Origin of the sequence: Parabacteroides sp. ASF519 (assembly GCF_000364265.2) — a bacterium.
In the GTDB taxonomy this organism is placed as follows: domain Bacteria; phylum Bacteroidota; class Bacteroidia; order Bacteroidales; family Tannerellaceae; genus Parabacteroides; species Parabacteroides goldsteinii.
In genome coordinates, this window is the sequence record NZ_AQFV02000006.1 from 3,901,950 (window position 1) to 3,923,119 (window position 21,170).

The 21,170-nt window shown below is 45.1% G+C and carries 18 protein-coding genes and 1 riboswitch; of the genes, 11 read left to right on the forward strand and 7 right to left on the reverse strand.

Annotation, left to right across the window (positions count from 1 at the left end):
* Window positions 1-13 precede the first annotated feature (13 nt).
* From C825_RS15345 to C825_RS27640, 7 genes are all read left to right on the forward strand, one after another.
* On the forward strand, window positions 14-478 hold the full coding sequence (locus C825_RS15345) for a septal ring lytic transglycosylase RlpA family protein (protein ID WP_010803108.1): 465 nt from the start codon (window positions 14-16) through the stop codon (window positions 476-478).
* A gap of 107 nt (window positions 479-585) precedes the next feature.
* The gene (locus tag C825_RS15350; protein WP_010803109.1) at window positions 586-1,854 is read left to right on the forward strand and encodes a TolC family protein; all 1,269 of its coding nucleotides are present in this window, start codon (window positions 586-588) and stop codon (window positions 1,852-1,854) included.
* A 39-nt stretch (window positions 1,855-1,893) separates the two neighbouring features.
* Entirely contained in the window at window positions 1,894-2,979 is a 1,086-nt protein-coding gene (locus C825_RS15355) for an efflux RND transporter periplasmic adaptor subunit (RefSeq protein ID WP_044214442.1), read from the forward strand.
* Window positions 2,980-2,989: 10 nt separating this feature from the next.
* On the forward strand, window positions 2,990-6,115 hold the full coding sequence (locus C825_RS15360; RefSeq protein ID WP_010803111.1) for an efflux RND transporter permease subunit: 3,126 nt from the start codon (window positions 2,990-2,992) through the stop codon (window positions 6,113-6,115).
* Window positions 6,116-6,156: 41 nt separating this feature from the next.
* Entirely contained in the window at window positions 6,157-6,834 is a 678-nt protein-coding gene (locus C825_RS15365; protein ID WP_007656744.1) for a response regulator transcription factor, read from the forward strand.
* Window positions 6,831-8,009, forward strand: a complete 1,179-nt coding sequence (locus C825_RS15370) for a sensor histidine kinase (protein ID WP_010803112.1) — start codon at window positions 6,831-6,833, stop codon at window positions 8,007-8,009. The genes C825_RS15365 and C825_RS15370 overlap by 4 nt, the downstream gene beginning before the upstream one ends.
* Before the next feature lie 21 nt (window positions 8,010-8,030).
* The gene (locus tag C825_RS27640) at window positions 8,031-8,165 is read left to right on the forward strand and encodes a hypothetical protein (RefSeq protein WP_010803113.1); all 135 of its coding nucleotides are present in this window, start codon (window positions 8,031-8,033) and stop codon (window positions 8,163-8,165) included.
* A 32-nt stretch (window positions 8,166-8,197) separates the two neighbouring features.
* On the opposite strand, the gene C825_RS15375 is transcribed toward C825_RS27640, so the two are convergent.
* A complete protein-coding gene (locus tag C825_RS15375; protein ID WP_010803114.1) occupies window positions 8,198-8,440 on the reverse strand; it encodes a hypothetical protein in 243 nt (80 codons plus the stop codon).
* 85 nt (window positions 8,441-8,525) lie between these two features.
* Between C825_RS15375 and C825_RS15380 the strand changes: the two genes are divergently transcribed.
* Together C825_RS15380 and C825_RS15385 are read left to right on the forward strand one after the other, a co-directional pair.
* The gene (locus tag C825_RS15380) at window positions 8,526-9,524 is read left to right on the forward strand and encodes a 2-hydroxyacid dehydrogenase (protein WP_010803115.1); all 999 of its coding nucleotides are present in this window, start codon (window positions 8,526-8,528) and stop codon (window positions 9,522-9,524) included.
* A gap of 88 nt (window positions 9,525-9,612) precedes the next feature.
* Window positions 9,613-10,467, forward strand: coding sequence for a patatin-like phospholipase family protein (locus C825_RS15385; protein WP_007656737.1), 855 nt, complete (start codon window positions 9,613-9,615; stop codon window positions 10,465-10,467).
* Window positions 10,468-10,472: 5 nt separating this feature from the next.
* Here the strand turns inward: C825_RS15385 and thiC are convergent, their stop codons facing one another.
* From thiC to thiD, 4 genes are read right to left on the reverse strand one after another with little or no spacing between them, the layout of a single operon-like run.
* Window positions 10,473-12,176: a phosphomethylpyrimidine synthase ThiC gene (gene thiC / locus C825_RS15390; RefSeq protein WP_010803116.1), complete on the reverse strand. Its 1,704-nt coding sequence runs from the start codon at window positions 12,174-12,176 to the stop codon at window positions 10,473-10,475.
* A 10-nt stretch (window positions 12,177-12,186) separates the two neighbouring features.
* Window positions 12,187-12,891, reverse strand: a complete 705-nt coding sequence (locus C825_RS15395; RefSeq protein WP_010803117.1) for a thiamine phosphate synthase — start codon at window positions 12,889-12,891, stop codon at window positions 12,187-12,189.
* The gene (locus C825_RS15400) at window positions 12,882-13,478 is read right to left on the reverse strand and encodes a thiamine phosphate synthase (protein ID WP_007656733.1); all 597 of its coding nucleotides are present in this window, start codon (window positions 13,476-13,478) and stop codon (window positions 12,882-12,884) included. Before C825_RS15400 ends, C825_RS15395 begins: the two co-directional genes overlap by 10 nt.
* Window position 13,479: 1 nt before the next feature.
* The gene (gene thiD, locus C825_RS15405) at window positions 13,480-14,325 is read right to left on the reverse strand and encodes a bifunctional hydroxymethylpyrimidine kinase/phosphomethylpyrimidine kinase (protein ID WP_007656731.1); all 846 of its coding nucleotides are present in this window, start codon (window positions 14,323-14,325) and stop codon (window positions 13,480-13,482) included.
* A gap of 20 nt (window positions 14,326-14,345) precedes the next feature.
* Window positions 14,346-14,443: riboswitch (TPP riboswitch) on the reverse strand.
* A gap of 169 nt (window positions 14,444-14,612) precedes the next feature.
* Here thiD and C825_RS15410 point away from each other — a divergent pair.
* Together C825_RS15410 and C825_RS15415 are read left to right on the forward strand one after the other, a co-directional pair.
* Window positions 14,613-15,161: an AAA family ATPase gene (locus C825_RS15410; RefSeq protein ID WP_007656730.1), complete on the forward strand. Its 549-nt coding sequence runs from the start codon at window positions 14,613-14,615 to the stop codon at window positions 15,159-15,161.
* Window positions 15,162-15,288: 127 nt separating this feature from the next.
* Window positions 15,289-17,841 carry a DUF5686 family protein gene (locus tag C825_RS15415; RefSeq protein ID WP_007656729.1) on the forward strand — a complete coding sequence of 851 codons (2,553 nt, stop codon included), beginning with the start codon at window positions 15,289-15,291 and terminating at the stop codon, window positions 17,839-17,841.
* A gap of 210 nt (window positions 17,842-18,051) precedes the next feature.
* Here C825_RS15415 and C825_RS15420 read toward each other — a convergent pair whose 3' ends face one another.
* Window positions 18,052-19,287 (reverse strand): BamA/TamA family outer membrane protein, encoded by a 1,236-nt coding sequence (locus C825_RS15420; RefSeq protein ID WP_010803118.1) that lies wholly within the window; start codon window positions 19,285-19,287, stop codon window positions 18,052-18,054.
* 82 nt (window positions 19,288-19,369) lie between these two features.
* Entirely contained in the window at window positions 19,370-21,028 is a 1,659-nt protein-coding gene (locus tag C825_RS15425) for a PAS domain-containing sensor histidine kinase (protein ID WP_010803119.1), read from the reverse strand.
* Window positions 21,029-21,170: the final 142 nt, after the last annotated feature.

Consider the following 21,170-nt stretch of genomic DNA (forward strand, 5'->3'; position numbering starts at 1 on the left):
TTATATAATGCACATGCCCTTCCGCTTGTTCCATATCGTTCTTCTGCTGATTGCTTTGCAAAGCACAGGGGGCGTATGGGGACAGGAGGAGGGGCTTGCTTCTTATTACCACGAACGTTTTCACGGTCGGAAATCATCGAGCGGCCGTATCCATGACAAAGACGAGATGGTTGCCGCCCACCGCACTCATCCTTTCGGTACTTATCTGCGTGTCACCAACCTTGAGAATATGAAAAGCGTGATAGTCTGCGTCACCGACCGCGGTCCACACCGTAAGGGGCGGATTATCGACGTATCCTCGGGCGCAGCAAAACTGCTCGGGTTCAAGAAGAAAGGGCTTGCCCGTGTACGGGTGGAAGAAGTCCCCGGCCCTATAGATTTGCGCTGGCTGGAACTTATCTATCCTAAATTTCCTCCGACACTTACCACGGAGGATATGATGCCTAAACCTCCATACCGCATGATAATAAATGATTGAAGCGGTTCTAATCAAATTTTAATTTCAACTAAGAGGATTCTAATCGGATACGTAGGGACGTAAAACGCCCCGCCCTATACCTTTGCGCTCAAAAAAAAGAGATGCACATGGGTAAACGATTCATTCTTTTATTACTTGTCTTACCGGTATTCTGCTATGTCACCAGGGCAGAAGGCCAATCCGTCAAACTTACTTTACAGGAAGCTGGGCAGCGCTTTGCCACCTGCAATCTCGAACTGATTGCGGAGCGTTATAATATCGACATTGCCGAGGCTGGAGTTATCCAGGCCAGGTTGTTTGAAAACCCGGTCATTTCGCTGGAACAGAATGTCTACAACCGTCTGAACGGGAAGTATTTCGACGTCGGGAAGGAAGGCGAAGCTGTGATAGAGATTGAACAGCTAATCTATATTGCAGGACAACGCAACAAGCGGGTGCGGGTAGAGAAGCTAAATAAGGAGATGGCGGTCTACCAGTTTGAAGAGGTGTTGCGCACGTTGCGTAGCGAGTTGAACAGCAAATTCATTGAGATTTATTATACCCGGAAATCACTCTCGGTCTATGACAAGGAGATAGATTACCTGGAACGACTGCTGGAAGCGATGAAGGAGCAGAATGAGAAAGGAAATATCTCCCTGCTCGAAAAGTCGAGGATACAGGCACTTTTGCTTTCTCTGCAACAGGAGAGGAATGATGCGTTGAACCGGCTTATCGCCTTGCAAGGGGATATGCGGTTGCTGCTGGGGTTGGAGGCAGACGAGACGTTTGAGCCGGTCTTCGATGCGTCGGTACTGAAACAGATGGATACCGGGGCAGTCCCTTTTGCGGAACTGTCGGAGCGGCTTGCCGGGCGACCGGATATGAAGATGGCGCGGACGAATATACAGGTGTCACGTGCCAATGTGAGCTTACAAAAGTCGCTGGCCTTTCCCGAAGTAAGCCTGAAAGGGTCTTATGACAGGGCGGGTAACTTCTGTGATAATTACTTTGCCGTAGGACTGAGCATCTCGGTTCCTGTCTTCAACCGCAATCAGGGGAATATCAAATCTGCCCGCCTTGCCGTACTGCAAAACACGAATCGGGAAGAACTTGCCCGCCGGCAGGCGGAAACGGAGCTTTTCACCAGTTATGCACGACTGGAGAAGGCGGTCAAACTGTATCGTTCTTCCAACTTTGAACTGGAACGCGACTTCGGGACTATCATCGAGGGGGTAAACAGCAACTACCAAAAGCGTAATATCAGCCTGCTGGAGTTTATCGACTATTACCAGGCGTATAAAGAAACCTGCCTGCAACTTTACCAGACGGAGAAAGATGTGTTCCTCGCCATGGAGGAAGTCAATACTGTGACGGGCAGCGACGTGTTCAGCTATTAATGACTAATGAATATTGAATATAAGGATATGAGAAATAGAATGAAAAAGAATTGTATTGTATGGATGCTGTTGTTGCCGTTACTGATAGGGTGCGGTAGGAAAACAGGCGGGCAGGAGGAAGCGCCGGCACCTTTGATGTTGACCGACAGTTTGCAGAAAGTGGTTTCGGTCGAGACTGTGCATGAGATGCCCCTGAGCAATGAGTTGCTGTTGAATGGGCGTGTCGGTTTCAATCCGGAACAACTGGCGCGTGTCTATCCCATCTTCGGAGGAAATATCACGGAGGTGAATGTCGAGATGGGCGACTATGTAAAGAAAGGAGATATACTCGCCGTTATCCATAGCAGCGAAGTGGCTGATTACGAGAAGCAGCGCAAGGAGGCGGGGCAGCAGATTATACTTGCCGACCGCAATTTGGAAGCTACACGGGATATGTTCAACAGCGGAATGGCTTCCGAACGTGATGTCCTTCAGGCGGAACAGGAAGCGGTAAATGCCCGGGCCGAACAGAAGCGGATTGACGAAGTGTATGCCATCTACCATATTACGGGTAATTCTACTTACGAGATACAATCGCCTGTCTCCGGTTTCGTTATCGGGAAGAATGTAAGCCGCAATATGCAGATACGTTCAGACCAGACGGAGGAGTTGTTCACGATTTCGGGATTGGATAACGTCTGGGTGATGGCCGATGTTTACGAGAGCGATATCAGCAGGGTTGGCGAAGGAGCGGCAGTCCGCATAACGACACTGGCTTACCGGGACAGGGAGTTTACCGGAACGGTTGACAAGGTCTATAATATGCTGGATAGCGAGAGCAAAACAATGAGCATACGGGTTAAGTTGAAGAATGAAGATTACCTGCTGAAACCTGGCATGTTCACCAATGTCTATGTGCAGACTGATGCGAACGGGAAGGTGATGCCCCGTGTGGAGGCCCGTGCCGTCATATTTGAGAACGGTCGTCATTTTGTTGTGGGGATAGGCAGCGACAATGTGTTGCAGACTCGTGAAGTGACGGTATTCAAACAGACCGATAAGTACTGTTTCCTGGAAACCGGGCTGAAAGAGGGCGACCGGATTATCGACCGGAATGCTCTTTTGGTTTATAACGCTTTAAAGTAAACGAGGAACGATGCATACATTTATAGATAACATAATAGCTTTCTCGCTGAAGAATAAATTCTTTATCTTTTTCTGTACCGCCATAGCCGTGATAGCGGGAGCAGTGAGCTTTATCCATACGCCTGTCGATGCCTTTCCCGATGTGACGAATACGAAGGTGACAATCATTACCCAATGGCCGGGACGCAGTGCGGAAGAGATAGAGAAGTTTATCACTATCCCCATCGAAATAGCGATGAATCCGGTGCAGAAGAAGACAGATATCCGCAGCACGACGCTGTTTGGCCTCTCGGTCATCAATGTGATGTTCGACGATGACGCGGATGACTTCTATGCCCGCCAGCAAGTATATAACCTGTTGAACGATGCCGATCTGCCGGAGGGTGTCACGCCGGAGGTACAGCCTCAGTACGGACCGACGGGGGAGATTTTCCGTTATACGCTGCGGAGTGATAAACGGACAGTGCGCGAACTGAAGACGTTTCAGGACTGGGTAATCGAGCGTAAGCTGCGGGCAGTACCGGGAGTGGCGGATATCGTCAGCTTCGGTGGCGAGGTGAAGACGTTTGAAGTGAGTGTTAACCCGAATCAGCTAATCAATTATAACGTGACATCTCTGGAACTGTTCGACGCGATTGCAAAGAGTAATATTAATGTAGGGGGCGATGTGATAACCAAAAGTTCGCAGGCTTATGTGGTACGCGGCATCGGACTGATTAACGATACGAAGGAGATTGAGAATATCGTAGTCAAGAACATCAACGGCACACCTATCCTGGTGAAACATCTGGCAAACGTCCACGAATCGAGTTTGCCCCGGTTGGGACAGGTGGGACGCATGGAAGAAGACGATGTCGTGCAGGGGATTGTCGTCATGCGGAAAGGAGAGAATCCGGGCGAAGTGATTGCCGCCCTGAAAGAAAAGATAGCGGACATACAGGAAAATGCGTTGCCGGAAGATGTGCGGATTGTGTCGTTCTACGACCGTGAGGACCTGGTGGACCTGGCGGTACGGACAGTGACGCATAACCTGGCCGAAGGTATTTTGCTGGTAACTTTCATTGTGTTGATTTTTATGGCAGACTGGCGTACAACGGTGATTGTATCCATTATTATCCCGTTGGCGCTGCTCTTCGCCTTTATCTGTCTCCGGGCGATGGGAATGAGTGCAAACCTGCTTTCGATGGGGGCGATCGACTTCGGTATCATTATCGACGGGGCGGTCGTGATGGTGGAAGGGTTGTTTGTGGCTCTCGACCGGAAGGCGCGTGAGGTGGGAATGCCTGCCTTCAATGTGATGAGCAAGATGGGACTGATTCGCCAGACGGCCAAAGACAGGGCGAAGGCGGTGTTCTTCTCCAAGCTAATCATTATTACGGCACTGGTTCCGATATTCGCTTTTCAGAAGGTGGAAGGGAAGATGTTCAGTCCGCTGGCATATACGCTCGGGTTTGCCTTGCTGGGGGCTTTGATATTTACGTTGACATTAGTCCCGGTGCTTTCTTCGATGCTGTTGAAAAGGAATGTGCGTGAAAGGCATAATCCGTTTCTGGCGTGGATAAACCGGGTATCTGTTTCTATATTTGACCGTTGCCATGCACATAAGAAGACAACTATCGGTATCGCTTCGCTGGTGGCTGCCGTTGGTTTGTGGTGTTTTACTTTGCTGGGGACTGAGTTTCTTCCGCAGCTGAACGAAGGTTCTATTTATATCCGTGCCACCTTGCCGCAGAGTATTTCCCTGGATGAGTCCGTTAAGCTGGCAAACCGGATGCGCCGCGAACTGGCGTCGTATCCCGAAGTACGGCAGGTGCTTTCGCAAACGGGCCGTCCCAACGACGGAACGGATGCGACAGGCTTCTACAATATCGAGTTTCATGTAGACATTTATCCTGAAAAGGAGTGGGCCAGCAAATTGACTAAGGCGGGATTGATTGAGAAGATGGAGGACGACCTCGCTATCTATCCGGGCGTAGACTTCAACTTCTCCCAACCTATCACCGATAATGTGGAAGAAGCTGCCAGTGGCGTGAAAGGTTCGATTGCAGTGAAAGTGTTCGGTAAAGACTTGTACGAGTCGGAAAAGAAAGCCGTCGAAGTCTTTAAAGTCCTGGAAACCGTCGAAGGCATCGAAGACCTGGGAGTCATACGCAATATCGGGCAACCGGAACTGCGTATCGAACTCGACGAATCGCGTCTGGCCCGTTACGGAGTGGCAAAAGAAGATGTGCAGTCCATTATCGAGATGGCGATAGGGGGCAAGAGCGCCTCGTTGCTTTACGAAGACGAACGGAAATTTAATATCATGGTGCGCTACGAATCAGCCTTCCGCCGGAGCGAGGACGAGATAGGAAAAATATTGGTTCCGGCCCGCGACGGGACGATGGTGCCCATCAAAGAGTTAGCCGACATCCATACGATAACCGGCCCGCTGATTATCTATCGCGATAACCATGCCCGTTTCTGTGCCGTTAAATTCTCCGTCCGTGGCCGCGATATGGGTACGGCAGTAGCCGAAGCACAGCAAAAAGTCGACCGGCAGGTGAAGCTACCGGAAGGTTATACCCTGAAATGGACGGGGGATTTTGAGAACCAGCAGCGTGCTACGAAACGACTGGCACAGGTGGTTCCGGTGAGTATTGCCATCATCTTCGTCATCCTGTTCGTGCTGTTCGGCAATGCCCGCGATGCCGGATTAGTGCTGTTGAATGTACCCTATGCGGCTGTGGGAGGGATTGTCGCTCTCCTGCTTACCCGCTTCAACTTTTCGATTTCGGCAGGTATCGGTTTTATTGCGCTGTTTGGTATCTGTATCCAGAACGGGGTTATCATGATTTCCGATATAAAAGGTAACTTGAAAAATCGTACACCTTTGCCGTTGGCTGTAAAACAAAGTGTGAAAGACCGTGTCCGCTCCGTGCTCATGACGGCTTCGATGGCAGCTATCGGACTGATGCCCGCCGCCCTCAGCCACGGTATCGGCTCGGAAAGCCAACGCCCGTTAGCCATCGTCATCATCGGCGGACTGATAGGGGCTACTTTCTTCACGCTCTTTGTCTTCCCACTTATGGTGGAAGCCTTTTACTGCCGGATGCTGTATGATAAAGATGGAAAGTTATTACAGCGTAGATTGTAAATCGTATATTTGTAATCTGAACGACATAAATGGCAAATCAGATGGCTAAGATATTATTGGTAGAAGATGAAGTGAATATCGCCTCTTTCATAGAGAGGGGGTTGCAGGAGTTCGGTCATGAAGTAAGCGTGGCTTATGACGGTATGGCGGGTTGGGAGTTGTTGCAGAAAGAGAACTTCCAGTTTTTGATACTGGATATAATCATGCCCCGGATGAACGGGTTGCAATTGTGCCGCCAATACCGCCAGTTGTACGGATACCAGTCGCCTGTGATTATGTTGACGGCGTTGGGTACGACAGACGATATTGTTAACGGTCTCGATGCCGGTGCAGACGATTACCTGGTCAAACCTTTTAGTTTTCAGGAACTGGAAGCACGTATCAAAGCTCTTCTGCGGCGGATTGGAACGGAGACTGCCACGGCTTCCTTGCGCTGTGGCGACCTGAGTCTCGACCCGACCAGCCACCGGGCGTTTCGTAACGGTACGCCGATAGACCTCACGGTCAAGGAATACCGCTTGCTGGAATATTTCATACTGAATCAGGGTACGGCCTTGAATCGCCTCACCCTTTTGAAGCATGTATGGGATAAAGATTTCGATACTAATACAAATGTAGTCGATGTCTATGTGAATTACCTTCGCAGTAAGATAGACAAGGACTTCGACCATAAGCTGATTCGTACCGTTGTAGGTATCGGTTATATGATGGAAGCATGAAAACAGGGAATAAGATAGCCTTCTTCTATACGGCGATGACGGTGGGTATCATTGCGCTTGTCACGGTTGCCTTTTATTTTATTGCGACAAACTATATCAGCCGCCTCTATTATTCTTATCTGACGGAAAAGGCCTATGCAACAGCCGAAAAACATTGGGAGAAGGATGAAGTGGACGAGGAAAGTTATGCCCGGATACAAAAACGGTATGAAGAGACTTTACCCGTTGCCACCGAGATATTACTGAATGCGGACAGTGTGGCGGAGACGCATGTAACGTTGGTCCGTTATCTGACGGAAAAAGAGATTGAACGGTTATATAAGGGCGAGGTAATCACTTTCCATGAAAAGGAGAAGGTGGGAGCAGCACTTTATTATCCGGATAACGAGGGTAATTTTATTGTCCTTGTTATCTCCAACAACCAGTATGGCGGAGATATCCAGCAGCGTATCGGTTGGTTGCTGCTGGCTTTGATTGTTATAAGTGCGGTACTGATTTATTTTGTCGGAAAGCTCTATGCAATCCGCATGGTCGACCGTATCGATGCTGCTTATCAAAGTGAGAAGGCGTTTATCAGTAATGCCTCGCATGAACTGAACAATCCGCTTACTGCTATACAGGGAGAGTGTGAGATTAGTTTGCTAAAGGAACGTACTCCGGCAGAATACCAGTCCGCATTGAAACGTATCGCTTCGGAAAACAAGCGTATCATACAGTTGATGAAGCATTTACTCTTCCTCTCGCACGGGGATAAAGAGATACTTAAAAATGCGACCGAGACTATTATGCTGGCCGATTTCCTGATGCAGTTTGTCGGTAACCGTATCAAGTTCACGACAGATACTTTTGCCTTCTGCCTGACGGCAAACCCTCATTTATTAAAGATAGCCATCAGTAATATACTGAATAATGCCTGTAAATATTCAGGGGAAGAATCGGTCGAGATGCGTTTGATGGGGTCGGTCCTCGAAATAAAAGATACGGGAATTGGCATCCCGGTGGAAGAATTGGAGCGTGTCTACCAGCCTTTCTACCGTGCCTCCAATACCCGAGAGTTTTCCGGACATGGCATCGGGCTTAGTTTGTCATTGCGTATACTGACGACCTATGGGGCTAAAGTTACGATTGATTCGGAACTGAATAAAGGGACAAATGTTATCATAGACTTTGGATAATAAAGAAAAGGAGAATTAATTATGAATATATATGTATATATCACAGCGTTAGGGATGGTTCTCATTGGCCTGTATTTTGTTTGGCGGGAAAATAAAAGAGAGCGTAAAGCCGAACAAAAAAAGCAAGAGTGTAATAAGCAACAACCTGAAGAATAAGAAACGCGAAGAAAATAAAGACATTAAGAAGGCTATAGAGGCTTTTCATCCGGGCCGGCTAAGTAATATTTAGCCGGCCCTGTTATTTTCAGGTCTTCGGGACGTACTCCTTCCGCTTCTTCGGGAGTTATCAGTCCGCGGTCGATGAGACGATTTATAATTACGTTATAAAATTCAGTATAATATGGTTTTAACTGTAATCCGTCAAAGCAATACCGGACATGTTTCGGTTTGGGGATTATGCTGGCAAGGAAGATACATTCTCCCAAAATCAATGCCGAAGGTTCTTTAGCAAAGTAGAAATAATGCTTTTTCTCAACATTCGATATGTTTAATCTGTTTTAATAAAAAACAAATAATATGTCATACAAGATTGCATTTTTTGGAGCTAAACCATACGATATAGCTTCTTTCGATAAAGTAAATGAAAAGTATAATTACGATATCAAGTACTTTAAGGGGCACCTTAATCCGAATAACGTTGTCCTGACGCAGGGTGCCGATGCTGTCTGCATCTTTGTGAATGATACGGCCGATGTGGCTGTTATAGATGCGATGGCCGATAACGGGGTCAAACTGTTGGCTTTACGTTGTGCCGGTTTTAATAATGTAGACCTGGAAGCGGCTAAAGGTAAACTTCCGGTTGTCCGTGTGCCGGCTTATTCTCCTTACGCCGTAGCCGAATATTCGTTGGCTCTGATGCTTTCGTTAAACAGGAAAATCCATCGTGCTTATTGGCGGACACGTGATGGTAATTTCTCGTTGAACGGCTTGATGGGATTCGACATGCACGGCAAGACTGTCGGTATTATCGGTACCGGAAAGATTGCCAAGATATTGATACGGATATTGAAAGGACTGGGTATGCATATCCTTGCTTACGATGTTTATCCGGATTATAAATTCGCAGAAGAGGAAGGAATTACTTATACGACGCTGGATGAATTATATAAAAGTTCGGACATTATCTCGCTTCACTGCCCGCTGACGGAGCAGACCCGTTATATCATTAACGATGATTCAATCGCTAAGATGAAAGACGGCGTAATGATTATCAATACCGGCCGTGGGCAGTTAATTCATACGAATGCCCTGATTGAAGGATTGAAAGAAAAGAAGATTGCGGCAGCCGGACTGGATGTGTATGAAGAGGAAGGAGATTACTTCTATGAAGATAAATCCGACAAAATTATTGACGACGATGTGCTGGCGCGTCTATTGTCTTTCAATAATGTGATTGTCACCTCTCATCAAGCCTTCTTTACCAAGGAGGCAATGCATAATATTGCGGAAACGACCTTGCAGAACATCGAGGATTTCCGTCAAAACCGTCCTTTAGTGAACGAAGTTATTCTGTAAACAGACTATTTTTTTATCGCTGATTTATTATATTTTTGTGGCCATTGTCCGGTGTGAGCCAGGCAATGGCTTTTTAAATTTAATAATTATGATAATAGATAATCAGACAGGACTTGTATTGGAAGGCGGAGGGATGCGTGCCACGTTTACGGTCGGAGTATTGGACTGTTTTATGGACCACAATATCTGGTTCCCTTATACGATAGGGGTATCGGCTGGCGCCAGTAACGGCATATCTTATGCGTCCCGGCAGAGAGGACGTTCGCGTTTCGGCAATATAGATTTATTGAAAAAGTATAATTATATCGGTCTCCGCCATTTCCTGCGCGGCAAGGGATATATCGATATGGAATATTTATTCTATGTTTATCCTGATAAATACTATCCGCTGGATTACGATACTTATTTTAAATCGAAAGAACGTTTCGTGATGGTTACCAGTAACTGTCTGACCGGGAAGGCGGAATATTTCGAAGAGAAGAAAGATAAAAACAGGCTGGTAGATATTTGTTGTGCCTCCTGCACATTGCCGGTTCTTTGTCCGGTTGCCTATGTGGACGGCGTCCCGATGGTCGATGGCGGAGTTTGTGATGCCATTCCTATCCAGAGGGCTATTGATGACGGTTTCCGGAAGAATGTGATAATCCTCACAAGAAATAAAGGATACCGTAAAAAGGATAAAAACTTTTATCTGCCGGGATTCATCTATAAAAAATATCCGGCCATACGGGAACAGCTCAAACTGAGGTATAAACGTTATAATGAAGTACTCGATTATATCGACCAACTGGAAGCCGAAGGTAAAGCATTCGTGATTCGTCCTGAAAACAAAATAGAGGTGACGCGAACAGAAAATAATCTGGAAAAGCTGGAAGCGTTATATAATGAAGGATATGCTTTGGCTGAAAGGTTAATAGGGACGGCCCTGACAGCCGCCCTATAACAGTTTTATTCTTTACATTCCTTATGCAGGTCTTTGCTTAAACGCATGGCGCAGAAGTTCGGACCGCACATCGTACAATATTCCCCGTCGGTAACAGCGCTTTCCTTATAATATTGCAAAGCCCGTTCCGGGTCGAGTGACAGGTTGAACTGGTCTTTCCAACGGAAATCAAAACGTGCCTTACTTAATGCGTTGTCACGGACCTGTGCTCCGGGATGTCCTTTTGCCAGGTCGGCGGCATGGGCGGCTATCTTATAGGCAACCACTCCGTTGCGTACATCTTCTTTGTTTGGCAATCCCAGGTGTTCTTTCGGGGTTACATAGCAAATCATAGCTGTGCCATACCAGGCAATTTGTGCGGCACCGATAGCCGATGTGATATGGTCGTATCCCGGGGCGATATCCGTTGTCAACGGGCCTAATGTATAGAACGGGGCACCGTGGCAGGCATATTGCTGTTCTTTCATGTTCTCATGAATCTTGTTCATCGGGACATGACCCGGACCTTCGATAATAACCTGAACGAATTTCTCCCAGGCAATCTTTGTCAATACACCCATCGCATGCAGTTCGGCAAACTGCGCTGCATCGTTGGCATCATAGATGGAACCGGGACGAAGACCGTCGCCGATAGACACAGCAACGTCATATCTGCTCAGGATATCGCATATTTCTGCAAAATGGGTATACAGGAAGTTTTCTTCATTATGCAGCTGCATCCATTTAGCCATAATGGAACCACCACGCGAAACAATACCTGATAAGCGGGTCGCTGTCAAATCGATATGTTTTTTCAATAGTCCGGCATGAATGGTGAAATAGTCCACACCCTGTTCAGCCTGTTCAATCAATGTATCGCGATATACTTCCCAGTTCAAATCTTCCACATTTCCGTTCACTTTCTCCAAAGCCTGGTAAATAGGAACTGTTCCCATCGGAACCGGACAGTTACGGATAATCCATTCACGTGTCTCGTGAATATTGTCACCCGTCGAAAGGTCCATCAGGGTATCGCCACCCCATTTACAACTCCACACCGCTTTTTCAATCTCTTCACTGATACCGGAAGACAATGCTGAATTACCGATATTGGTATTTATTTTCACCAAAAACTTCTTACCGATAATCATCGGTTCCGCCTCCGGATGGTTGATGTTGGACGGTATGATGGCACGTCCGGCAGCAATTTCTTTACGGACAAAGTCGGGAGTGATATAAGATTTCAGTCCCAGGGCTTCGATTTGCTGGTTTTCACGTATGGCCACATATTCCATTTCCGGAGTAATGATACGCCGTTTGGCATAATACATCTGGGTGATATTCTTACCTTCTTTGGCACGGTAGGGAAGGTGACGCTTCGGGAAACGTATCTCGTCCAGACTTTTATCTTCCAGACGGGCACGGCCATATTCGGAAGACAACTCGCTCAGTTGTTCGATATCCTTACGTTTCGAACACCATTCTTCGCGGACACGGGGAATACCGGCATTTATATCGATATTTATTTTAGGGTCGGAAAAGGGACCGCTTGTGTCATAGACAATCACCGGATTGTTTTTCTTGAAAACTTGCTCTCCGTTTTCGTCGATAGTGACGGTATCCAGAAGTTTGATTTTACGCATACCCACTTTTATCTTGTTGATTTCGCCCGGGATATATATCTTTTCCGATGCGGGATAGGTAATACGCATGTTTTTCTTGCTTGCCATTACAGTATGTTTAATATTTATTTATCTCATTAATAAAACGACGGGTCTCTTCTACGGGGTCTTCTGCATGGATAATCGCTCCCGATACGGCTATTCCGGTAATTCCGGTCTCCATTAACGGGGTAACATCTTCCAGGCAGATTCCTCCGATTGCAAATATCGGAATTTTATAGCCAGCCTCCTTACATTGCTGCACTATTTTTCTGTATCCTTCCAGACCGAGAACGGGACTGAGTTTCTTTTTCGTTTCCGTATAACGGAAAGGCCCCAGGCCGATATAGGAAGCTCCTTGTCCGACAGCATGCTCGATATCCTCAAAGGTATTGGCAGTGGCGCCGATATAGAAGGTTTCGCCCGGAAATAACTGCTCTTTTGCCATTTCCCATGCGGCGGATACTGATATATCTTCTTTCCCCAGGTGAACAGCGTTCGCCCCGCATCTCAAAGCAATCCGTGCATTATCGTTTATACAATAGATGCATTTGTTTGTATGCTCATTGATTAGTTGCCCGATTTCCCTGGCTGTAAAAATATTCATGTTTCCTTTCATCCGTAGCTGTACCCATGAACAACCGCCGTCAAGAACCATTTTGACTTCTTCCCGTTCCGTGTATTTAGAAGTACCGTGGGTTATAAACATCAGGCGTTCACCACTGCCCTGTGGAATAAATTGTCCTTTATCTTCGTGCTTGCGCAAATGATATTCTATTGCCATATATCCAGTTGTTTGTATCGTTTTATTATAGATGTCTCGTTTATTACAGAAGGGGCCTTGCCCCACAAAGCTCCCAGAATGGCAGCTCCACCGAAATGTAAGGAGGCAATCAGCGGAATGTTCTTTTCTTCTATTCCACCCAGGGCAATTACCTTTTCGTTGATTATGCCCGAAGCAGCCGCCTCCCGTAATCTCTCCATCGGAAAGCCGTTTCCGTATCCCTCTTTGGATATACTTTGAAAGATGGGGCTCAGAAATACATAATCCAACTGTTTGTTATCCTGCACTTCCTGCAAGGAATGGCACGAACGGCTTATGCTTCCGGCAAAACCTTCCGGCAGGGTATTATTCCGGCTGTTCAAATGGATGCCGGCCAACCGGTATCCGGTTGTGAGTTCGAAATGCTCGTGCAACACAATCCGTGAATGATATTCGGCAGGGATAGCGTCCAGTAAGAGACGAAACCTGTCGATGTCGCTTTGGGGTTTCCGCAGATGTAAACGCTGCATTCCTTCCCTGAACAAATGGGTTATTATCCGGCTTTCCCCTTCAAAAAAGAAAGGAGTTGTGATTACGAACAGCTTCATACTATCCTTTTATCTCTGTTTTTACTAAAGGAACCGGAGCAAAGAAATGGTTCAGGGGACCATGCCCGTGTCCTGTCCGTACATCTTTGCCTTCAGTAATCGCTTTTGTTATATACTCTTTAGCCAGTCTGACGGCATCCGGCAGGCTCTTACCCAAAGCCTGATAAGCGGCAATAGCAGAAGACAACGTACAACCGGTGCCGTGGCCGTTGGTCGTAATTACAGTTTCCGCCGAAAGCCGGAGAGGGGAAGCCTCCGATACATATAATATATCAGTCATCTCTTTTCCTTTTAAATGCCCTCCCTTCATTAATACGGCACGGCAACCTAAAGACAGCAACTTCTCTGCCGCCTGGCACATCTCTTTTTCGGAAGTTATCTTCATTCCGGACAAGAATTCAGCTTCGTCGATGTTGGGAGTGACCAGCGATGTCCGTTTGAACAGTTCCCGGACAATTATGTCTATGGCATCATCCTGCAATAATTTATTACCGCTGGTCGAAATCATCACTGGGTCCAGGATAATACGCGACGGTGAATAAGTATCGATTGCATTTACGACGATTTCTGCCGCCGTTTTATTATGCAGCATTCCTATTTTGACTGCATCGATGGTAATATCTTCAAAAACCGCATCCAACTGGCCTTTCAAGACTTCCGGAGAGATGGCTTGTATGCCTCTGACACCTTGTGTGTTTTGGGCCGTAATGGAGGTGATTACGGAAGCTCCGTAAACTCCCAATGCTGAGAATGTTTTAATATCTGCCTGTATCCCGGCTCCTCCGCCGCTGTCGGAACCAGCAATGGTTAACGCAGTCGGATAACGATATAATGTATCTGTTTTCATATTTACACACGAAAGGAGGGAAAAGCCTTGTCTGTCTTTCCTACGGCGGCATTACCCGCATCAGGTTCACAGGGTATAATCTCAGCCCGTTTACAGTATGGCACCCCTTTTCGTGTACAAAGGTAGAAAGATTGATAAGAGAAAACAAAAGTGAAATGTTAAATTTAAGAGTGAATTGATAGGTTTAAAAAAATAATCCAGTATATTTGCATCTACAATTCCGGTTATAACAGCTTTTCTTCCGGGTTGTATTTCCTTTTGGCATAATAGTCATAAAAAGACAAATCATGTTGATAAAAACAGGCTTGTATGTTATTACCGGTGGACCAGGAACGGGTAAAACATCATTAATTGAAGAACTTAAAATAGTTGGATATCAAACAGTAAAAGAAGTAGCACGGGATATTATCAAAGAACAACAGCAACAGGGTGGAGACGCATTGCCCTGGAAAGATACCGTTTTATATACCAGTATGATGCTGGAACGTTCTGTTGAATCATATCTGGCTCATAAAGAAAATGAAGGCATATTATTTTTTGACAGAGGAATCCCTGATACACTGGCATATGCAAGGTTGATTGGGTTAACCGACCGGAAAGAAATAGAATTGGCTGTCGATAAATACAGGTATAACAGGCAGGTATTCATACTTCCTCCCTGGGAAAATATATATCATACGGATAAAGAACGTAAACAATCATTTAATGAAGCGATAGATACATATTATGTAATGAAAGATGTCTACAAAGATGCAGGATATACATTGATTGAAGTCCCGAAACTTCCCGTTACGGAAAGAAGGAATTTTGTTATTAGTAGTATAAATTCATTTTAAAACATCTATTTTGGGTCTTTTAAGTGAGATTTGTTGTCAATTGGAATATAATCGGTTCAATTTGGAACATTCATAAAAAAGAATCTGTTATAATTTTGCGGAGTTTAACGAGGGAGTTAATAAAATAATGGGGAAAAAGATTGTTTTTATTCTGGCACTTGTTTTGGTTGCATTTGCATCAAAAGCCCAGAACACTATAATAAGTGGAATAGTAACGGACTCTATTACAGGAGAAACGTTACCATATGTTTCAGTTATACTGAAAGGTACAACTATCGGGACAACGACTGATGATGACGGTAAGTTTACGTTGACTACCTCGTCCAATGCACGGACTCTGTCCGTTTCATATCTGGGATATACCGAAAAAGAACTGAAAGTGGCTATAGGTAAAAAGAATTATTTTAAAATACCTTTGGCCCCTTCCAGTATTGATTTGGGTGAAGTCATTGTAAAGCCGAAGAAAGAGAAGTACAGCAAGAAAGAAAATCCAGCCGTGGCTTTTGTCAAGAAGGTTATCGAATCTCGCGAAAGTAATGATCCCCGTAATCATGATTATTTCAGTTACAGCCAATATGAAAAGATGGTTTTCGCGATGAACGATTATCAGCCGAAACCTAAAAAAGAGAATGGTAAGGGCGGGAAATTCGATTTTCTGATCGATTATATCGATACGCTGGATGTCGGAAAGACCATTTTGCCAGTGTCGGAGAAAGAAAAGGTGGAAGGCATTTTCTATCGGAAAGATCCTAAAGTAGAAAAAAGAGTCGTGCTGGGAGCAAAGGCGGCCGGTGTAGATGAAATATTTTCACGGGATGGTATGCAGCAGTTTCTGGGAGAGGTGTTCCGTGAGGTGGATATCTTCAAGAATGATATTCCTCTTTTCCTGCAACGTTTTGTAAGCCCGTTGTCTAGCATGGGGCCGAACTTTTATAAGTATTATTTACTTGACACCCTGGATGTGAACGGACAGAAATGTGTAGACCTGGGATTCGTTCCTTTCGTTTCTGAAGGTTTCGGATTTACCGGACATCTTTTCGTTACGCTCGATTCGACTTATTTCGTTAAGAAAGCAATCCTGAATGTTCCTAAAAACATCAACCTGAACTTCGTCAGCGGAATGACTATTGAGCAGACATTCGAAAAGACGGAAGATGGTACACGTATTATTACCAAAGATGATATAAATGTCGATTTCAAGCTGACGGAAAAATCGAAGGGAATGTATGCCCGAAGGTTGAACATATACAGCAACCATTCTTTCCTTCCGCCCGAAAGCGATGAGATATTTAAGGAGAGCGCTCCGATTATCACATTGCAGAACGCCTATAAGCAGACAGAAGATTTCTGGGATTTGAACCGTCCGGAAGAAGCCGGTAAACGAAAACAGAATACGGTTGAAAAATTGATGGAAAAGTTACGTTCGGTTCCTATTTTCTATGTAACAGAAAAAATTGTTACAATCCTGACTTCCGGTTACATAGGAACCAGCACTGACCCCGCTAAAAATAAATTCGAATTCGGACCAGCCAATACCTTTATCAGTGGTAACGCGATCGAAGGAGCCCGTTTCCGTGTCGGAGGAACTACTACTACTGCTTTCAGTAAAAGATTATTCCTGGAAGGATATGCCGCTTATGGTACAACAGACCGGAAAATCAAGTATGATGCCTTGATAGAGTATTCATTCAATGACAAGAAGGAATACCGTAAAGAATTTCCGGTTAATTCTATCCGTCTGGAATATCTTTACGATATCAACCAGTTGGGACAGCAATATATGTACACCAACAAAGATAATATCTTCCTGGCCTGGAAACGTCAGAGAGATACCCGTGCAACTTATCTGAGAAATGCCGAACTGACTTATTACCGCGAACATTATAATGGTATCGCTTACGGTGCGGTTTTACGTAATAAAAAGGAATATTCGACAGACTATGCCGTTTTCGACCGGATAGAGGAAGATGGCCGCATTACTCCTATAAAGTCTTACTCGATGACGGAGCTGGAATTCAAATTCCGTTATGCCCCGAACGAGAAATTCTATCAGACCCGTAACTATCGTTATCCTATTACTTTCGATGCTCCGGTAATTACATTGAACCATATTACTGCCAGAAAAGGGGTGTTAGGTGCTGACTATACCTATAACCGTACAGACCTGGGTATTCAGAAACGTTTCTGGTTCTCGGCCTTCGGATATCTTGATATTATCGGTAAAGCAGGTAAGGTGTGGGACAAAGTTCCTTATCCGTTATTGATATTGCCGAACGCGAACTTATCCTATACAATCCAGCCTGAATCATACACCAATATGAATGCGATGGAGTTCATCAGCGACGAGTATGCATCCTGGGACGTTACTTATTTTATGAACGGACTTCTTTTGAACCGTCTTCCCCTGATAAAGAAACTGAAATGGAGAGAGGTTCTTTCATTCCGTGGAATGTATGGTCATCTGACCGATAAGAATAATCCTTACTATGGTGGCAAAGATTTGTATCTGTTCCCGGAAGGTTCTTATACATTGGGTAATACGCCTTATATGGAAGCCGGAGTAGGTATTGAGAATATCTTTAAGTTCCTTCGTCTCGATTATGTCTGGCGTTTGACCTACCGCGATAATCCGGGTATTCAGACAAAAGGTGTACGCTTCTCGATGAAGCTATCGTTTTAACGAACACACTTGCGAACCGAAATAAAAAACATCCGTCGTCATTTACTCTAACTAATGACGGCGGATGTTTTTTTATGCAGTTCCCTCAGAATTTCCTAAGCAGGAAACGCTGGTTTCCTAGTAAGGGAACTACAGTTTCCAAACGAGGGAATTACGAGGAAACTGTAATCGATTGACAAATAGCCTACTAAGACTAAAATGAAGATTCGGTTAAAAAGCCTCTGTCATGTTCATATAAACCTGAACTCCATCCAGTCCCGGCTCTTTACCGATGTCGAGTCTGAAGTTCTTGCCCGGTTGCATTTGCACACGTAATCCGGCACCGAAATTCAGCTTCCATTTATCCCAGTCGAACGGAGTGTCACCGATTGTTCCGGTTCCCATCCAGGCAACAAAACCGCATTTAGCCCAGAAGTTTCCGCTTTTGTATTTTTCCGGTGAGCCGAACATATGGCGGTATTCCAATATGCCATAGGCCATGGATTTATCCCGGTATTTACCCCAGTAATATCCGCGCAGGTCGAAGGGCGAACCGAAAGAAGGTAATTCGGAGTAGGGGACATCTCCCATGCCTATCTGGCTTTTAGCGATCCATGCCAGGGTACTTCTCGGGCGGAATACATTCACAAAATGCCGGTATTCAAGTTCCAGTATTTCGTAGTTATAGGCACCTCCAAGATATTTTCCGAATGCTTTCATATTCCCGCTTAACAAGACTCCTTTTGTGGGGGTGGCGACATCGTTTCTTGTGTCGTATTGAATCAAGCCTCCGATTCCCACGTTCAGGTATTTCCGTTTGAACTGATTGAAATAGTAGTCTTGCTCCATCACCAGATTTATATCCGATGCATTTGTAAAGTTGATATCGAACAGTCCTCCCAAGTAAAAATGCGGACGGACTTCCCAGACAAAACGGGGATATATCTGGAAATAACTTCTATGGTAGCGGGTTGTCGAGTCGCTTCTGTCTACATGTTCAATGGTTTCATAGCCTTTGCCGTAATAATGGGCCGGTTCGTTCCTGTATCCGTAGCTGGCATAAATACGGAACTTATTCTGGTTAAAGAAGAAAGTTCCGGCTCCTGCCACCACGATCGTACCGTTTATTGAGAGGTTGATTCCTGCCGGAAGGAAAGAACGCTGCGAAATCGTATCGTTTTTGTTCATCCTGAAACTGGCCAGTACGGCACCTCCGACACCTAGCGATGCTTCCGGAGTATAGGACGGACCACCCAGGACAGACCACCAGATCTTTTTATAGGCCCTGATGGAATCTTTGCGTAACTGACGGTAATAACGTTGCAATTGCTTTTCGTTAAGCTGTTGCCCATCAACAATAACAACCTCTTTTGAGACAGTGTCGTTCGGCGTTAAGTTCTGTGCCTTTCCCGGCAAAACAGAGACAAACAGGAGTACTCCTGTAAAAGCGATTAAATGTTTAAACATTGACTGTTCTTTATTTTAGGTTGCAAAAGTATGAAAAAGAAAACATACCAACACCTTTTTTGTTCACAGCCTTTGGAATACTTTAGGTTTCTTCAGATTCTTTCATTGGAATGCTTAACCAGAACAGAGAGCCTTTGCCTTCTTCTGATTCCACTCCGATGCTTCCTCCGAACTTTTCGGCAATCATGGCGCAGATAGGAAGCCCCAAACCTGTTCCCTGGGCGAATGTATTCAGTTTGACAAAGCGGTCGAAAATCTTATCTTTCTTATCCTGAGGTATACCTATTCCGGTATCTTTTACATAAAAACGAATGGCTTTGCCTGATTCTTCGATCGTATACCCAAAAGAGACAGCCCCTTCAGGTGTAAACTTCAGGGCATTTGTCAGGAAGTTGATCATGACTTGCATCAGCCGGTTACGGTCTGTGTAAATCAGGCATTGAGGCAATTTCTCGTCAAATGAAATGCTGACAGCTTCGGATTTGTTCTTTAAAATCATCTGGCTGCAAATTTCTTCCATTAATTCATTAATATCAATCTGAGAATAGGTAAAATCCAGGGAGCCGGATTCGATCTTCGCCATATCGATAATATCGTTGATCAATTGAAGCAAGAGTTCGTTGTTTGTCGATATGATATGAATAAACTCTTGTTTCTCTACAGGATCATCTGTCTCTGCCAGTAAGTTGGAAAAGCCGACGATTGCATTGAGGGGAGTCCGGATTTCATGGCTCATATTTGCCAGGAAAGCCGATTTCAAACGGTTGGCTTCATCTGCTCTTTTCACCTCAAACATCAAATGTTCTATCCTTTTTTTATCGGATATATCTTCGACCTTCATTAGTCCGCCAACAATGTTGGTATCTGTATGGTCAAAAAGAGGGATGGCACTGATCTCTACCGTTATGTCTCCTTCGGTAAATTCGTGGCGGACCGATTCTCCTTTTGTTATAGCTTCACTGAGAGCGCAACGGGGACAAGGTTCCGTTCTTCCCCTGACTGTTTCGTAGCAGACCTTTCCCGGGGTATAACGCCGGCCTTTGGCTATTTTATGCAAGTTTGTGGTAGATTCCCATTGAACCCGGTATTCTTTATCTATATAGATGAGTCCGAAGTTAATACTTTCGAGCACCATGTTCTGGGTTTTAGCTGCATCTTCCAATTTCTCTTTTGCTTTGATGAGTTCCCTTTCGTACTCTTTCATTTGGGTAATATCCCAACGGGCAACCAACAGCAAATGACTATGACCATGGGCTATGATGGATTTATTTACAATCGTATTATGCAAAACACCATCCGGGGTTACGTAATCTTCTTCGGCCCTGTAATTTTTCCCTTCTTTGACTAGTTGTTCATCTATTTTCCGGTATCGCATTCCTCGTTCAGGACCAAAAATGTCGAAGTCAGAAAGTCCAACTATCTCTTCCCGGGGAGTACCGGATTGTAACTCTGCTTCCTTATTCCAGAATACGTATTTATAATCATCGTCGATATTTTTTACAAAAAGGGGAAAAGGCAGATTCTCTAAGATATCGAGGCTGAACAACGCTTCTTTTTCTTTGTTGTTTTCCTGCATATCGTCCAATAGGTCTTTATACCGTTTCTTTTCACAAACGAGTTTCCTGTTTTTGATTGCTAGCAAAACAACCAGGATAAAGAGGGCCAAAATAAGCACCAAGTATCCTGCGGTTCCTGTTGGCAGCATCGATAGTATAGAATTCATCAATACAAGTATGTTCATAGAGTGATATTTATTTGTCTTACCCTTTCATTTTCGGCAAATTTATCATTTATATTTTAATTAATCTCTGAATGCTGCTGAATTTCATAATATTTTCGCTATTGTAGCACTAAATCTTAACACAATAAGCCTGCCACACACC

Excerpts from the sequence above, each read along its gene's own strand:
- C825_RS15365 (WP_007656744.1), top strand. The coding sequence starts at position 6,157 with ATGGCTAAGATATTATTGGTAGAAGATGAAGTGAATATCGCCTCTTTC.
- C825_RS15400 (WP_007656733.1), bottom strand. The coding sequence starts at position 13,478 with ATGAAGCTGTTCGTAATCACAACTCCTTTCTTTTTTGAAGGGGAAAGC.
- C825_RS15415 (WP_007656729.1), top strand. The coding sequence starts at position 15,289 with ATGGGGAAAAAGATTGTTTTTATTCTGGCACTTGTTTTGGTTGCATTT.
- C825_RS15395 (WP_010803117.1), bottom strand. The coding sequence starts at position 12,891 with ATGGCAATAGAATATCATTTGCGCAAGCACGAAGATAAAGGACAATTT.
- C825_RS15420 (WP_010803118.1), bottom strand. The coding sequence starts at position 19,287 with ATGTTTAAACATTTAATCGCTTTTACAGGAGTACTCCTGTTTGTCTCT.
- C825_RS15360 (WP_010803111.1), top strand. The coding sequence starts at position 2,990 with ATGCATACATTTATAGATAACATAATAGCTTTCTCGCTGAAGAATAAA.
- C825_RS15425 (WP_010803119.1), bottom strand. The coding sequence starts at position 21,028 with ATGAACATACTTGTATTGATGAATTCTATACTATCGATGCTGCCAACA.
- C825_RS27640 (WP_010803113.1), top strand. The coding sequence starts at position 8,031 with ATGAATATATATGTATATATCACAGCGTTAGGGATGGTTCTCATTGGC.
- thiD (WP_007656731.1), bottom strand. The coding sequence starts at position 14,325 with ATGAAAACAGATACATTATATCGTTATCCGACTGCGTTAACCATTGCT.
- C825_RS15370 (WP_010803112.1), top strand. The coding sequence starts at position 6,831 with ATGAAAACAGGGAATAAGATAGCCTTCTTCTATACGGCGATGACGGTG.
- C825_RS15345 (WP_010803108.1), top strand. The coding sequence starts at position 14 with ATGCCCTTCCGCTTGTTCCATATCGTTCTTCTGCTGATTGCTTTGCAA.
- C825_RS15355 (WP_044214442.1), top strand. The coding sequence starts at position 1,894 with ATGAAAAAGAATTGTATTGTATGGATGCTGTTGTTGCCGTTACTGATA.
- thiC (WP_010803116.1), bottom strand. The coding sequence starts at position 12,176 with ATGGCAAGCAAGAAAAACATGCGTATTACCTATCCCGCATCGGAAAAG.
- C825_RS15380 (WP_010803115.1), top strand. The coding sequence starts at position 8,526 with ATGTCATACAAGATTGCATTTTTTGGAGCTAAACCATACGATATAGCT.
- C825_RS15385 (WP_007656737.1), top strand. The coding sequence starts at position 9,613 with ATGATAATAGATAATCAGACAGGACTTGTATTGGAAGGCGGAGGGATG.
- C825_RS15410 (WP_007656730.1), top strand. The coding sequence starts at position 14,613 with ATGTTGATAAAAACAGGCTTGTATGTTATTACCGGTGGACCAGGAACG.
- C825_RS15350 (WP_010803109.1), top strand. The coding sequence starts at position 586 with ATGGGTAAACGATTCATTCTTTTATTACTTGTCTTACCGGTATTCTGC.